The organism is Pseudomonas inefficax, assembly GCF_032164165.1.
Classification (GTDB): domain Bacteria; phylum Pseudomonadota; class Gammaproteobacteria; order Pseudomonadales; family Pseudomonadaceae; genus Aquipseudomonas; species Aquipseudomonas inefficax.
Window position 1 is genome coordinate 4,913,770 of the sequence record NZ_CP134401.1, and the last position, 14,640, is coordinate 4,928,409.

General features: G+C 63.6%; 9 protein-coding genes. 7 read left to right on the forward strand and 2 right to left on the reverse strand.

Annotated elements, in window-relative coordinates; genetic code table 11:
• The first annotated feature begins 15 nt into the window (after nt 1–15).
• The 3 genes from RIN61_RS22200 (at nt 16) to RIN61_RS22210 (ending at nt 6,212) form a co-directional block, all read left to right on the forward strand.
• Entirely contained in the window at nt 16–1,398 is a 1,383-nt protein-coding gene (locus RIN61_RS22200; RefSeq protein WP_207879158.1) for an aspartate aminotransferase family protein, read from the forward strand.
• A 165-nt stretch (nt 1,399–1,563) separates the two neighbouring features.
• Nucleotides 1,564–3,057: an aldehyde dehydrogenase gene (locus RIN61_RS22205; RefSeq protein ID WP_313854123.1), complete on the forward strand. Its 1,494-nt coding sequence runs from the start codon at nt 1,564–1,566 to the stop codon at nt 3,055–3,057.
• Nucleotides 3,058–3,326: 269 nt separating this feature from the next.
• A complete protein-coding gene (locus tag RIN61_RS22210) occupies nt 3,327–6,212 on the forward strand; it encodes an HD domain-containing phosphohydrolase (protein WP_313854126.1) in 2,886 nt (961 codons plus the stop codon).
• A gap of 693 nt (nt 6,213–6,905) precedes the next feature.
• Here the strand turns inward: RIN61_RS22210 and RIN61_RS22215 are convergent.
• Nucleotides 6,906–8,618: an FAD-dependent oxidoreductase gene (locus RIN61_RS22215; RefSeq protein WP_207879481.1), complete on the reverse strand. Its 1,713-nt coding sequence runs from the start codon at nt 8,616–8,618 to the stop codon at nt 6,906–6,908.
• Nucleotides 8,619–8,813: 195 nt separating this feature from the next.
• Between RIN61_RS22215 and RIN61_RS22220 the strand changes: the two genes are divergently transcribed.
• The 3 genes from RIN61_RS22220 (at nt 8,814) to RIN61_RS22230 (ending at nt 11,615) form a co-directional block, all read left to right on the forward strand.
• Nucleotides 8,814–9,590 (forward strand): IclR family transcriptional regulator, encoded by a 777-nt coding sequence (locus RIN61_RS22220; RefSeq protein ID WP_207879479.1) that lies wholly within the window; start codon nt 8,814–8,816, stop codon nt 9,588–9,590.
• Between the two features lie 139 nt (nt 9,591–9,729).
• Nucleotides 9,730–10,782, forward strand: a complete 1,053-nt coding sequence (locus RIN61_RS22225; protein WP_207879477.1) for a Gfo/Idh/MocA family protein — start codon at nt 9,730–9,732, stop codon at nt 10,780–10,782.
• A gap of 17 nt (nt 10,783–10,799) precedes the next feature.
• The gene (locus tag RIN61_RS22230) at nt 10,800–11,615 is read left to right on the forward strand and encodes a sugar phosphate isomerase/epimerase family protein (protein ID WP_112252194.1); all 816 of its coding nucleotides are present in this window, start codon (nt 10,800–10,802) and stop codon (nt 11,613–11,615) included.
• 243 nt (nt 11,616–11,858) lie between these two features.
• On the opposite strand, the gene RIN61_RS22235 is transcribed toward RIN61_RS22230, so the two are convergent.
• Nucleotides 11,859–13,184: an MFS transporter gene (locus RIN61_RS22235; protein ID WP_313854133.1), complete on the reverse strand. Its 1,326-nt coding sequence runs from the start codon at nt 13,182–13,184 to the stop codon at nt 11,859–11,861.
• 942 nt (nt 13,185–14,126) lie between these two features.
• Between RIN61_RS22235 and tssB the strand changes: the two genes are divergently transcribed.
• Nucleotides 14,127–14,630, forward strand: coding sequence for a type VI secretion system contractile sheath small subunit (gene tssB / locus RIN61_RS22240; RefSeq protein ID WP_207879475.1), 504 nt, complete (start codon nt 14,127–14,129; stop codon nt 14,628–14,630).
• Nucleotides 14,631–14,640 lie beyond the last annotated feature (10 nt).

Here is a 14,640-nt window from a genome sequence, read left to right on the forward strand (position 1 = left end):
AAAGGAAAACCAACAATGAATGCGCCTTTCGCCCCGCAACGCCAGACCCGCGACTACCAGGCAGCCGATGCCGCGCACCACATCCATGCCTTCCTCGATCAGAAGGCGCTGAACGCCGAAGGGCCGCGCGTGATCGTCGGCGGCGAACGCCTGCACCTGTGGGACAGCGAGGGCAAGCGCTACCTGGACGGCATGTCCGGCCTGTGGTGCACCCAGCTCGGCTACGGCCGTCGCGACCTGACCGCCGCCGCTGCCACGCAGATGGACCAGCTGGCCTACTACAACATGTTCTTCCACACCACCCACCCGGCGGTGATCGAACTGTCCGAGCTGCTGTTCAGTCTGTTGCCGGGGCACTACAGCCACGCGATCTACACCAACTCCGGCTCCGAGGCCAACGAGGTACTGATCCGTACCGTGCGCCGCTACTGGCAGGTAGTTGGCCAGCCGAACAAGAAGATCATGATCGGCCGCTGGAACGGTTACCACGGTTCGACCCTGGCTGCCACGGCGCTGGGTGGCATGAAGTTCATGCACGAAATGGGCGGGTTGATCCCGGATGTGGCGCACATCGACGAACCCTACTGGTACGCCGAGGGCGGCGACCTGACCCCGGCCGAGTTCGGCCGCCGCTGCGCCCTGCAGCTGGAGGAGAAGATCCTCGAACTGGGTGCCGAGAACGTTGCCGGCTTCATCGCCGAGCCGTTCCAGGGCGCCGGCGGCATGATCTTCCCGCCGGAAAGCTACTGGCCCGAGATCCAGCGCATCTGCCGCCAGTACGATGTGTTGCTGTGCGCCGATGAAGTGATCGGCGGCTTTGGCCGCACTGGCGAATGGTTCGCCCACGAGTACTTCGGCTTCGAGCCCGACACCCTGTCGATCGCCAAGGGCCTGACCAGCGGCTACGTGCCCATGGGCGGGCTGGTGCTGAGCAAGCGCATTGCCGAGGCGCTGGTGGAGCGGGGCGGGGTGTTCGCCCACGGCCTGACCTATTCCGGCCACCCGGTGGCGGCGGCGGTGGCCATTGCCAACCTGAAGGCGCTGCGTGACGAAGGCATCGTGCGCCAGGTAAAGGACGACACCGGGCCGTACCTGCAGCGCATCCTGCGCGAGGTGTTTGCCGACCACCCATTGATCGGCCAGGTGCAGGGCGCCGGTTTGGTGGCGGCGCTGCAGTTCGCCGAGCACAAGCCGACACGCAAGCGCTTTGCCAACGAGAACGACCTGGCCTGGCAGTGCCGCACCTTCGGTTTCGAGGAGGGGGTGATCATTCGCTCGACCCTGGGCCGGATGATCATGGCGCCGGCGCTGATCGCTAACCACAGCGAGCTGGACGAGCTGGTGGAAAAGACCCGCATTGCCGTGGACCGCACGGCGCGCATGGTCGGCAAGCTCTAAAAACCTGCGAGAGCTCCGCAGCCCCTGTGGGAGCGGGTTCACCCGCGAACACCGGCGAAGCCGGTGCCATGCACCGAGTTGCATTCTTCGCGGGTGAACCCGCTCCCACAGGAATCATGTAGGGCGCTAGATAAAGATCTGCTCCAATATTCATCAGGAGTACAAATGTACACCCTCGAATTCTGGCAACAACGTGCCTCGGACCTCTACCTCCCGGCAACTGCACTGATCGACGGCAAGCCCGTCAGCGCACAGGACGGCGCCACCTTCGCCGCCATCAACCCCGCCACCAACAAGGTACTGGCCCAGGTCAGCGCCTGTGGCCAGGCCGAGGTCGACCTGGCCGTTGCCAGCGCCCGCCGGGCTTTCGAGCAAGGCCCGTGGGCGCGCATGGCCCCAACTGAACGCAAGAAAGTGCTGCTGCGCCTGGCCGAGCTGATCATGGCCAATCGCGAAGAACTGGCCCTGCTCGACTCGCTGAACATGGGCAAGCCGGTCATGGACGCCTACAACATCGATGTGCCGGGCTCGGCGCAGGTGTTCGCCTGGTACGGCGAGGCGCTGGACAAGCTGTATGACCAGGTGGCACCCACCGCGCCCGACGCGTTGGCCACCATCACCCGCGAAGCCCTCGGCGTGGTCGCCGCCGTGGTGCCGTGGAACTTCCCGCTCGATATGGCCGCCTGGAAGCTCGCCCCGGCATTGGCTGCCGGCAACAGCGTGGTGCTCAAGCCCGCCGAGCAATCACCGTTCTCGGCCCTGCGCCTGGCCCAGCTGGCGCTGCAGGCCGGTGTGCCGGAAGGCGTGCTGAACGTGGTGCCGGGCCTGGGCGAACAGGCCGGGCAAGCGCTGGGCCTGCACCCGGACGTGGATTGCCTGGTATTCACTGGCTCCACCCAGGTGGGCAAGTACTTCATGCAGTACTCGGCACAGTCCAACCTCAAGCAGGTGTGGCTGGAGTGCGGCGGCAAGAGCCCCAACCTGGTGTTCGAAAACTGCCAGGACCTGGACCTGGCGACGGAAAAGGCGGCATTCGGTATCTTCTTCAACCAGGGCGAGGTGTGCTCGGCCAATTCGCGGCTGTACGTGCAGCGCTCGATCCATGACGAGTTCATCGAGCGCCTGCAGGCCAAGGCGCGCCAGTGGCTGCCAGGCAACCCGCTGGACCCGGCGAGCCGGGCCGGTGCGATTGTCGATGCCGGGCAGACGGGCCGCATCGAAGCTGCCATCGCCCGCGCCGGGCAGGAGGGGGCGCGGTTGGTATGCGGTGGTCGCCGCCTGACTATCGACGGTTCGGACAATTACATCGAGCCGACCATTTTTGCCGGGGTCGATGGCCGTATGAGCCTGGCGCGGGAGGAGGTATTCGGGCCGGTGCTGGCGGTCAGTGCCTTCGACAGTGAAGAGCAGGCCGTGCGCCTGGCCAACGACAGCATCTACGGCTTGGCGGCGTCGGTGTGGAGCGATGACTTCAACCAGGTGCACCGAGTGGCACGGGCGTTGAAAGCCGGCACCGTGTCGGTGAACACGGTCGATGCGCTGGACGTGACGGTGCCGTTCGGCGGTGGCAGGCAGTCCGGGTTTGGCCGCGACCTGTCGCTGCATTCGTTCGACAAGTATTCGCAGCTCAAGACCACCTGGTACCAGTTGCGCGCCTGATACCCTGAAGGCATACCCAGGACCTGTAGGAGCGGCCTTGTGTCGCGATAGGGCTGCAAAGCAGCCCCAGGGTTTCAGCACGGATGCACAAATTGCCGGGGCTGCTTTGCAGCCCTATCGCGACACAAGGCCGCTCCTACAAGGGCCAGTGCTGGCTAGAAGAGCCATGCAAGACTAAATTTCTTCTCTAACCCGGCAAAAAGCCCGTCCGCCCTCTACACTGCTGCGGGTATCAGCCAAGGCAATGTGCCATACATGGAGTACCTGTGATGGGCTGCGTGTCGAATGGTCGTGCTGCTGGCAACGCCGAACGTGGCATTTCACTACAGTGGCTGGTGGCACTCGCCATCGTACTGGGCATGTTGTTGCTCGGCGCCGCCCTGGCCTGGCAGGGCTATCACGGCATTCGCCAGACCTTGGTGGCCGCAGCGGGTGATTCTGCCCAGCAAATTGGCAAGACCATCGACGAACGCGCTCGGCGCCTGATCGACCCGGTGCACAGCAGTATCCGCCTGCTCGCCCACAACCCGTCTGCGCAAAACTCGGCGCAGCGCCTGGAACGCTTGCCGCAACTGGTCGAGACGCTGGAAGCCAACCGCATGCTCAGTGCTGCCTACATGGGTTACCCCAGTGGTGATTTCCTGCTGGTGCGGCGCCTTCGCGATCCGCAGTTGCTGCAGCGTTTCGCTGCGCCGCCGGGCTCGGCATTTCTGGTGCAGAGCGTCAGCCGTGAGGGTGGAGCGGTGCAGGGTGAATGGCGCTTCTACGACCGCGCGCTGAACCTTTTGCAGGCCCAGGCCAAGCCCCAATACCGCTACGACCCGCGCACGCGCCCATGGTTTGTCGAAGCCAGCGCCCAGCCCACCACCGTGCTGACCCACCCCTATGTGTTCTTCACCACCCGCGAGATCGGCCTGACCATGGCCCAGCGCAGCGTCGACGGTGGGGCGGTGATCGGCATGGACGTTTCGGTCGACGACCTGGCCAGCGAGACCCAGGGCCTGCGCATGACACCCGGCACCGAGATCGTCGTGGTCGACGATCAGGGCAGTGTGGTGGCCTACCCGGAACTGCAGCGGGTAATCGTGCACGAAGGGCAGGCCGCACGCTTGTCGCGTATCGGTGAACTGGGCATTCCCAGCCTGGAGCATCTTTACGCCGACCTGCCGCAAGGTACCCGGCCGCAGCCTTACCAGGTGGACGGTCAGACCTGGTATGGCATGCATGTGCAACTGACCAACCTGGCCGGGCAGGACCTGCAGGTGCTGATTGCCGTGCCAGGCCATGAATTGCTGGCCGGTGCGCGCAAGGTACTGCTCGAGCAGTTGCTCTGGACCGCTGCCCTGATAAGCGTGCTGCTGGTGCTCGGTGGTGTGCTCGGCCGGCGTATCGGCCGCCCGTTGCGGCTGCTGGCTGAGCAGGTACAAGGCCTGGCAGGCTTTGATTTCAGCCGCGAAGTCGGGGTGCGCTCCCGGGTGTCCGAGGTGCGTGAGCTGAGCCGCGTGCTTGGCCGCATGTCCGGGACCATCCGCAGCTTCCAGGCGATTACCCTCACACTCAGCAGCGAGCGCGACCTGGAGCACATGCTCGACGGTGTGTTGACCCATCTGGTGGAAGCCGCCGGGGTCGATGCCGGCGTGGTGTACCTGTTCGATGCCGAACACGCCTTGCTGCGCCTGGCCGCCGCCTGCCGTGGCGAGCAGTACCCTGGCGAGCTGGCCGTGGACGAGACGGCCCAGCAGCACCTGGCCGCGGCGGTGACCCAGGCCCTCGGCCTGCATGAGGGCAGCATGGCCCTGGTGTTGAATGACCGTAGCCAGGCGCTGTTGGGCATTCTGGTCCTGCAACTGGGCGATGGGCCTGTACACGAACAGGCAGGCCAGCCGTTCCGCAGCTTTGTTGCGGAACTGTCCGGGGTGGCGGCGGTGGCCATCGAGACGCGCCAGCTGGCCGAAGCCCAGCAACGCCTGCTGGATGCCATGATCAAGCTGCTGGCCGATGCCATCGATGCCAAGAGCCCCTATACCGGCGGCCATTGCGAGCGGGTGCCACAACTGGCGCAGATGCTGCTGGACCAGGCGGTGGCGGCCGAAACCGGCCCGTATGCCAGCTTCAGCATGACCACGGCTGAACGCTACGAATTCCACGTGGCGGCCTGGCTGCACGACTGCGGCAAGGTCACCAGCCCCGAGTATGTGGTGGACAAGGCGACCAAGCTGGAAACCTTGTACAACCGTATCCACGAGGTACGCATGCGTTTCGAGGTGCTCTGGCGGGATGCCGGGCTGGCCTATTGGCAAGGCCTGGCCAGCGGTGGCGACCAGCAGGCGCTGCAAGCCACCCTGGCGCGCAGCCAGGCTCAGTTGCAGGACGACTTCGCCTTCGTCGCCCAGGCCAACATTGGCGGCGAGTTCATGCAGGACGCCGACATCGAACGCCTGCAGCAGATTGGCCAGCGCTGCTGGCAGCGCCATTTCGACAACCGCCTGGGCATTTCCCGTGATGAAGCGGAACGCTTTGCCGACGTACCTGCGCCTGCACTACCGGTTGACGAGCCACTGCTGGCCGACCGCCCTGAGCATCGCGTGCCCTGGGGCCCCCGCAAGCCGCCGGTGGCCAAGGACGACCCGCGCAACCGCTGGGGCTTCGACATGCGCCTGCCGGCCTGCGCCAGCAATTACGGCGAGCTGTACAACCTGGCGATCCGCCGCGGCACGCTGAATGATGAGGAACGCTTCAAGATCAACGAGCACATCGTGCAGACCATCATCATGCTCAGTTCCTTGCCGTTCCCCCGCCACCTCAAGCGGGTGCCGGACATTGCCGGCAACCACCACGAGAAAATGGACGGCAGCGGCTACCCGCGCCGGCTGGGCGAGCAGGACCTGGGCATTGCCGAGCGGGTGATGGCGATTGCCGACATCTTCGAGGCGCTGACCGCGACCGACCGGCCCTACAAGGCGCCGAAGACCTTGTCCGAGTCGGTGAAGATCCTGGTGGGCATGGCCCGCGACGGGCACATCGACGGGCAGTTGCTGGAGCTGTTTCTCAGCAGTGGGGTGTACCGCCAGTATGCCGAGCGCTTCCTGCGGGCCGAGCAGATCGACGAGGTGGACGTGGCGTACTGGTTGGAGCAGATGCGTTGCCCGGCTTGAGCAAAAGTCCCCGATCCACCCACACCCCCCATTTCTTCGAAGACACCTTGATCCAGGTGCAGATGCCCAATGGGCGCAGCACTTTGCATTAAGGCTTTATTGATGTGTCGCCAGGGCTGGCCTCTTCGCGGGTGAACCCGCTCCCACAGGATCACCACAGACTTCAAGACTTGCACAGTACCTGTGGGAGCGGGTTTACCCGCGAAAGGGCCGGCTCAGGCACTCGAGATATTTCAGGGGGATTGAATAATGACCACAGAAGACACTCAATTCACTGTCGGCAAGACCACGTTCTACCAAAGGCGCAGATGGATGATGCCGAGCTGGGCATGAAGCAGTGAGAGTTTGCCTCCGGGGCGCATGAGGGCCGCAAGGCGTTTGCCGTGGCAGTTTTAGCGCCTGTGAGATCGAGCGCCGCCCGCGCGGCGCTTCGCGGGGCAAGCCCGCTCCCACATTTGTTGCAACGTGCCAAACCTGTCAGGCCATGGTTGCCAGCCTTGTTGCCTTTGTGCGGTTTCCCGGCTGGCGCTACCGCCGCTTCTCCGGTCTCAAACTCTCCACCAAAGCGGGCAACGCCTCTCCCACAGGCATGGCCACGTTGCAACAAATGTGGGAGCGGGCTTGCCCCGCGAAGCGCCGCGCGGGCGGCGCTCGATCTCACAGGCGCTGCAAAATTGCCGGCCTTACCTTACTTCACTCATACCCCTGCGCCCCGGCAATATGCCGCCCGGCCACATAGCCAAAAGTCAGCGCCGGGCCCAGGTTGATGCCACCCGACGGATACCAGCCGCCAAACACGCTGGCCATGTCGGTACCCGCTGCATACAGGCCTGCAATCGGCTGCCCAGCCTCATCCAGCACCCGGGCATTGCCGTCGGTGCGCAGCCCGGCAAAGGTACCAAAGCAACCGGGTTGCACCTTCACCGCATAGAACGGCCCTTGCTCGATGGGCGCCACGCAAGGGTTTGGCCCTTTGTGCTGCGGGTCGCCCTGCTTGCGGTTGAACGGCGTGGAACCACGGCCAAACGCCGGGTCATGGCCGTTGCGGGCATGGTTGTTGAAGTCGCTGACCGTGGCGCGCAACCCTCCCGGGTCGATGCCGCAGGCCTGGGCCAACTGTTCAAGGGTGGCCCCTTGCTTGAGATAGCCGCTGCGCACGTGCGGCCACACCGGCAGCGGCGCCGGGCGGGCGTGGCCCAGGCCGTAGCGACGCAGGAAACGGTGGTCGCAAACCAGCCACGAACACACCTCTTCGCCCTGCGGCACCGCCGCGACCATCGCTGATACATAGTCGTAATAGCCATGCGCTTCGTTGACGAAACGCTTGCCGTCGGCCAGCACGCCGATGATGCCCGGTTTGCCGCGTTCGATGATGTGCGGGAAGTGGCCAACGCTGCCGTCGCGGTGCGGCACTCGCGAAACCGGCGCCCAGGCCACCGGCGACTTCAGGTCGGTGGCGACCACACCGCCGGCCGACTCGCCCAGGCGCAGGCCGTCGCCCGAACAACCTTTGGGGGGCAGGGCCAGGTTGTCATGGCCGCTGGCATCGCGCGGAAACAATTGCCGGCGCCGGGCGTTGTCGTTAGGGAAACCACCCGCCGCGAGCACCACGGCCTTGGCACGGATCAGTTGCTCGCCCTGTGGTGTAGCCACCAGCGCCCCGCGCACCTCGCCATCCTCGACCAACAGGCGTTTGGCCGGTGCCGACTCCTGTAGCTGCACGCCCAGGTCCTGCGCCGACCTGGCCAGGCGGGCCACCAGTGCCACGCCGTTGACCAGGTGCATCGCCCGGCCATACCGGGCCAGGTGGTACAAGTGGCGGCCAAAGCGTTTGCACACGTGCAGCAAGGCCTTGGGCGAGCGGGTCATGTTGAGGAACGCGGCAAGGTCGGCACCGGCCATTATCGGCATGCCCATGAACGAGGTTTCGCGCATGGTCTTGCGTAGGCGTGGCAGTAGCGCACCCACCTCGCGGGCGTCATAGGGCGCGGCAATCACCTGGTGCCCGCCCTGGGCCGCGCCCGGTGTGTCGCCATGCATGTCGGGGATGCCGTTGCCGTCGGCAAACTGCAGCGCCGTGTGCTTTTCGAAGAACGCCACCATGTGCGGGCAGGCTTCGAGGAAGGCGTCGACGCGTTCGGCGTTGTAATACGCCCCCAGTTCATTGCGCAGGTAGGTACGCGGCTGCTCGATGTCTTCCTCGATGCCGGCCCGGCGCGCCAGCGGGTTGCGCGGCACCCAGGCCCAGCCGCCGGACCAGGCGGTGGCGCCGCCGAACACTGGTTCCTTCTCCACCACGATCACCTTCTGCCCATGCCACGCAGCCGTCACGGCCGCAGCCAGCCCGGCGGCACCAGAACCTATGACCAGTACATCGCATTCGGTTTCGTAGGGAGCGGAAGGCATTGCGGGATTCCTGTATTGTTATTGGAACAAGGTTCCACATTCTTGTCGGCAGTGAGTCTGTCCGCAAGGGCATGACGGCCTTGCCGGGCAAGAAATGGGCGATAACCGGACAGTTCCTACAGCACTAGCCGCGGTGGCTATCAGCGGTATGGAATCATCTTCTAGAATTCGCAAAAATTTTCAGGGACCTGTGTCATGGCTGGTAGTCAGATCGAACGCGCCTTCAGTCTTGTAGAAAGCCTTACCGGTGAGCCGCAGGGGCTGCCGTTGCAAACCCTGGCCGAGCGCCTGGACATCCCCAAGAGCGCCACCCATCGCATGCTCACCGAGCTGGTGCGGCTGGGCTATGTGCGGCAGAACCGTGACAATAGCCGCTACCAGCTGTCGGCCAAGCTGGTGGCGCTGGGCTTCCGCTACCTGGCCAGCAGTGGTGCCGACATCATCCAGCCGATTCTTGACCGCCTGGCCCAGGACAGCGGCGAACTGGTGCGCCTTGGCGTGATCGACGGCGCGCGCCAGACCTGGATCGCCAAGTCCCAGGGCGCCCGCTCCGGGCTGCGCTACGACCCGGACATGGGCCGCGACGCACCGCTGTTCTATACCGCGTCCGGGCATGCCTGGCTGGCCAGTCTGGATGATGAGCAGGCGCTGCAGATGGTGTTGCGCCAGGGCATTGCCGACCCGGCGCAGTTCGGCCCGAATGCGCCGCGCTCCACCGACGAATTGCTCACCTACCTGCGCCGCGCCCGCGAACGCGGTTATGCCTGGGTCGAGGAAACCTCGGCCATTGGTACCTCGGCCCTGGCTGCGGTGGTGCGCCGCCCGCAAGGTGACGAGGTGATCGGTGTGCTGAGTATCGCCGGGCCCAGTGCGCGCCTGGCGCAAAGCCGCCTGGCAGAACTGGCGCCGCTGTTGCTGGCGGCGGCGGAGGAACTGTCGGCGGCCAGCCGGGCCAGTGAGTTGTTTGCCTGAAGTGCATTTCCGGTCGATTACCGCACACTCTGTTCTGCGGCTTCTTCTGAAAAGCTGAACCTGGTTCTAAATTGTTCAATGTGGATTATGGAATCAGATTCCGGAATCTGCATGACAATAATGACAAGAGGACAGGCTGTTGAACGCACCCCTTCGTATTGCCTTGATCGGCGCCGGCATCATGGGCCGCCAGCATTACCAGCATTTGCTAAATGTACCGCAGGCCCAGCTGTGCGCTGTGGCCGACCCGGGCCCGCAGGCCGAGGCTTTCGCTGCCGAATGCGGCGTGCCCTGTTTTGCCGACCACCGCCAGATGCTGGAGCACGCACGCCCCGAGGCAGTGATTGTCGCCAACCCGAACAACCTGCATGTCGCCACCGCCCTGGATTGCGTCGAAGCTGGTGTACCGGTGCTGGTCGAAAAACCGGTGGGCGTGCATCTGGATGAAGTCCGCGCGCTGGTGGAAGCCTCGCGCCGCCACAATGTACCGGTGCTGGTCGGCCATCACCGCCGGCATAACCCGCTGATCGCCAAGGCTCACCAAGTGATTGCCGAAGGCAAGCTGGGCCGGTTGATCAACGTCACCGCACTGTGGCAGTTGCAAAAGCCCGACAGCTATTTCGAAACCCCGTGGCGCCGCGAGCCGGGTGCCGGTTTCTTGCTGACCAACCTGATCCATGACCTTGACCTGCTGCGCCACCTGTGCGGCGAAGTGGTGCAGGTGCAGGCATTCACCCGCAACGATGTGCGCGGTTTTGCCAACGAAGACAGCGCCGCGGTGCTACTGCAGTTCGCCAATGGCGCATTGGGCAGCCTGACCGGCTCCGACGCGGTGGCCGCGCCGTGGAGCTGGGAGCTGGATTCCGGCGAAAGCCCGGTCTACCCACGCCAGGATGGTCAGCCGTGCTACCTGCTGGCTGGCACCCGAGGGGCACTGAGCATTCCGCAACTCAAGCGCTGGCACTACGCCGAGGTCGGTTCGGGCTGGCACACGCCGTTGTTGCAGAGCGAGGAATGCATCCCCGCCGGCGAGGCATTGACCTTGCAGCTGCAACACTTCGTGCGGGTTGCCCGGGGTGAACAGGCGCCGCTGATCGATGCCGCCGACGGTGGCCGCACCCTGGCGCTGATCGAGGCGATCCGCCTGGCAGCGGAAACTGGCCGGGCCTGTGCGCCCGAGCACATTGCTTGACTGGTCTGGTGACGATAATGACTGATCGAATTTTCTCCCTGGCGGCCCTGACGGTACTCGAACTGCCCCCGCCGGACATGGTCGAGGCAGCAGCCCGCGCCGGTTACAGCCATGTAGGCCTGCGCCTGGTGCCCGCCACCGAGCAAGAGCAGCATTTCCCGCTGGTGGCCGACGCCGACCTGCGCCGGCAGACCCAGGCGCGCCTGCGCGACACCGGTATCAAGGTGCTCGACCTCGAGATCCTGAGGCTGAAGCCGGAAACCTGTGTAGCCGACTTCGAGCCGATCCTGGCGGTGGGCGCCGAGCTGGGCGGCACGGAGCTGCTGGTGGCAGGCAACGACCCTGATGAAGCGCGGCTGACCGAGCGCTTTGCTGCGTTGTGTGACCTGGCGGCGGGGTATGGCATTCATCCGCATCTGGAGTTCATGCCCTGGACGGATGTGCGTGACCTGCGCCAGGCCATGCGGGTGGTGGCCAACGCCGACCGCGCCAATGGCTGCGTGCTGGTGGATGCCTTCCACTTCAACCGCTCCGGTTCTTCACTGGACGATCTGGCGCAACTGGCGCCTCAGCGCATGCGCTATGCCCAGCTGTGCGACGTTGCCGGCCCGGTGCCGGCCGACATGGACGAGATCCTGCGCCAGGCACGCAACGAGCGGCGCTTCCCGGGTGAGGGCGATGCCGATCTGGTCAGCTTGCTGCGCGGCTTGCCGCCAAGTGTGCCGTTGAGCCTGGAGATCCCCACACGGCAGTTGCTGGAGCAGGGCATGAGCGGCGAACAGCGCGCGCGGATGGCGCTGGAGAAGGCCATGGCAGTGTTGGCCAGAGTCTGATTGACAGAGCGCGGCGCTTGGCACGGGCTACCGCCCGTGTTCGCTGGCACGCCCGCTCCCACAGGGATCGCGCCAGCTTTTAGAAATGGAGCAAGACACCTGCTCCCACAGGTACAGCGCATGGATTGAGCCCTGTGGAGCCCTTGTGGGAGCGGCTGCGAACACCGGCGCAGCCGGTGCCAGGCACCGCGTTGGATTCTTCGCGGCTGAAGCCGCTCCCACAGGTACAGCGCATGTCCTGACTCAGGCGCTCTCGACCTTGCGTGGCGCCATGAAGTACATCCACACCAGCGCCAGGAAGTACATCGCCGGGATCATGGTGAACAACACGGCATAGTTGTTATTGGTAGCGGTCAGCACGCTACCGACGATCTGCGTCATGAACATCCCGCCAATCGCCGCGCACATGCTGCCGAAACCGAACACCGTACTCACCAGGTGCTTGGGCGTGTAGTCCATCACCAGGCTCCAGATATTCGCCGTCCACGCCTGGTGCGCGCCCACCGCCAGCGAAATGGCCGCCACCGCGACCCACAGGCCACTGGCGTTGGCTGCAAAGATGACGCTGACCATGGTGCAGGCGAAGATCAGCATCGACACCAGCCGCGCCGTGGTAGCGCGCATGCCACGGCCGATCAGCCAGGATGACAGGATGCCACCGCCGATGCTGCCGAAGTCCGCCGTCAGCCAGATGATGATCAGCGGGATGCCCATCTGGGTCACATTGATGCCCAGGCTGTACTGCTGATTGAGAAACGGTGGCAGCCAGTACAGGTAGAACCAGAACACCGGTGCGGTAATCGCGTAGGCCACCGCGAAGGCCCAGGTGCCACGCAGGCGCAGGATACGGCTGAACGGCACGCGGGTCGGCTCGGGCTCGTCATCCTGCTGGATGTACTCCACCTCGCTCTGGCGCACGCGCGGGTGATCTTCAGGGTTGTAGTACTTCAGCACCCACAGCACCACCCACACCAGGCCCAGGCTGCCCATGGCGATGAACGCGGCCTGCCAGCCCCACACGGCCAGAATCAGCGGCAGCAGGGCTGGCGTGACCATGGCGCCGACGTTGGTGCCGGCATTGAACAGGCCGGTGGCGATGGCCCGCTCGCCTGCCGGGAACCACAGGCGCACGGTCTTCACGCAGGCCGGGTAGTTGGCGGCCTCGGTCAGGCCGAGGATGAAGCGGCAGACCATGAAGCCAGCGGCCGAGGTGGCCAGGCCGTGAGCGCCGGTGGCCAGGCTCCACAGCAGCACGGCGAAGAAGAACGCGCGTTTTACCCCGACCTTGTCGATCAGCCGGCCTTGCAGCAGGAAGCCGACCGCATAGCCGACCTGGAACCAGAAGTTGATGTTGGCGTAGTCCATCGCCGTCCAGCTCATTTCCTTGGCCAGGACCGGCTGCATGATGCCCAGCGCGGCACGGTCGATGTAGTTCAGGGTGGTGGCAAAGAACACCAGGGCAAGCATGCCCCAACGGGTCTTGCCGACGCCAAAGGCGCCGCGAAGCTTGTCGCCGATCGAACCCTGGGGCATCCGGGGGGCGGCGGGGGTGATCCTGGAGTGGTTCATAAACTGCTCGATTCTTGAAATTGTATTGGCTGCGGTGCTACGGGTACGTGACCAAGTCCCAGGCAGGGGGCACGCAAGGCCGGTGCATGGTGAGCAGTGGAGGCGGCAGCGTCAATTCAAGGGAGGGGCTAGTGTTCGGTTATCGAACGGTTGCGTTGGCCTGCGTGATCAATGAAGGATGTTGAGATGACGGGGGACTGGCTTAGCGGGGCAGGTTGTCATGATCAGGAAAGTGTCTCGTTCAGCTTGTCACTATTGGGTGTGTGATCTCAACGCCGTAAGTCGCAGCGCCCTCCATGGGCAGTACCGATAGAGCAGTCGACCGCCACGTGCCAATCGCATACTGCCACTCCATGATGTTTCAGTGCTCAACGGTTGCGGCGTGACGAGACCTCTGTTGGTGAGCGGGCGAAAGAATACAGGTAAATATTCCTACGATACTTATCCGAGAATCTTACAAATGAAAGTGCATAGGGCTAAGGCGTAAATTTTTAGTTTGCGACAGTCCATGGGTGCTACTGGAAGAAATAGTTCAATTAAATCTTTATGACGCCGATTGTAGGACGTTTCCGAATTGACTCGGGTAGGTGGAATTTAGCTAATATTTGCGCATTCGGGGTTGTGTGGTTTGATCGTGGATTGTTGTTGATATGGATCAATGCGTTGTCGGTGGGCGAGTTGCTCTTGTGTGAGAGGGCGCGGTTGGCTTGGCTGCAAAATGGATGTGGTTCATCGACTATAGACTGTTGTGCGTTTTTTTGTAGGACGTTTCCTAGTTTGGTGTGAGGGGTAGCAAAAAAGCAAAACATGGTACACATTTGGTGGGGAAATATTTTGGGATGCCAGCGGGGTGAGGCGCCATTACTGAGTGAGCCCAGTCTCACCAAGTGGTGACGGTTTGATTCGGGGCATCTATATCCGGGACTACTTTCGGGAGAGATCATGGCTTCAAATAGCTTTCAGAATGAGGTGCCAAAGGCGCGCGTCAATATCAAGCTTGATCTGCATACAGGCGGTGCTCAGCGCAAGGTGGAGCTTCCGCTAAAACTCATGTTGATGGGGGACTACAGTAATGGGAAGGAGCAGCGTCCGCTGTCAGAGCGGCCCAAAGTAAATATCAACAAGAATAATTTTGATAGTGTGCTGTCCGACCTCTCTCCGAGTCTCAAGCTTGTTGTTGAAGATACGCTGTCGGGCGACGGTGGCGAGACGCCGGTCGAACTGAGCTTTCGGCGCATGAAGGACTTCGAGCCAGAGCAGGTTGCTCGACAGATCCCCCAGTTGCGTGCACTGTTGGCGATGCGAAATTTACTGCGCGAGCTGAAGGCCAATCTTCTGGATAACGCAACGTTCCGTGCTGAACTGGAGCGGATACTTAAAGATGAAGCGTTAAGTGACGAGTTGCGTAAAGAACTCGCTGCCCTTGCATCGCAAAGCGAACGCTAGAAACCATCAT

What these genes read in the sequence shown, in the direction of transcription:
- RIN61_RS22200 (WP_207879158.1), top strand. Translation starts at nt 16, where the DNA reads ATGAATGCGCCTTTCGCCCCGCAACGCCAGACCCGCGACTACCAGGCA.
- RIN61_RS22205 (WP_313854123.1), top strand. Translation starts at nt 1,564, where the DNA reads ATGTACACCCTCGAATTCTGGCAACAACGTGCCTCGGACCTCTACCTC.
- RIN61_RS22210 (WP_313854126.1), top strand. Translation starts at nt 3,327, where the DNA reads ATGGGCTGCGTGTCGAATGGTCGTGCTGCTGGCAACGCCGAACGTGGC.
- RIN61_RS22215 (WP_207879481.1), bottom strand. Translation starts at nt 8,618, where the DNA reads ATGCCTTCCGCTCCCTACGAAACCGAATGCGATGTACTGGTCATAGGT.
- RIN61_RS22220 (WP_207879479.1), top strand. Translation starts at nt 8,814, where the DNA reads ATGGCTGGTAGTCAGATCGAACGCGCCTTCAGTCTTGTAGAAAGCCTT.
- RIN61_RS22230 (WP_112252194.1), top strand. Translation starts at nt 10,800, where the DNA reads ATGACTGATCGAATTTTCTCCCTGGCGGCCCTGACGGTACTCGAACTG.
- RIN61_RS22235 (WP_313854133.1), bottom strand. Translation starts at nt 13,184, where the DNA reads ATGAACCACTCCAGGATCACCCCCGCCGCCCCCCGGATGCCCCAGGGT.
- tssB (WP_207879475.1), top strand. Translation starts at nt 14,127, where the DNA reads ATGGCTTCAAATAGCTTTCAGAATGAGGTGCCAAAGGCGCGCGTCAAT.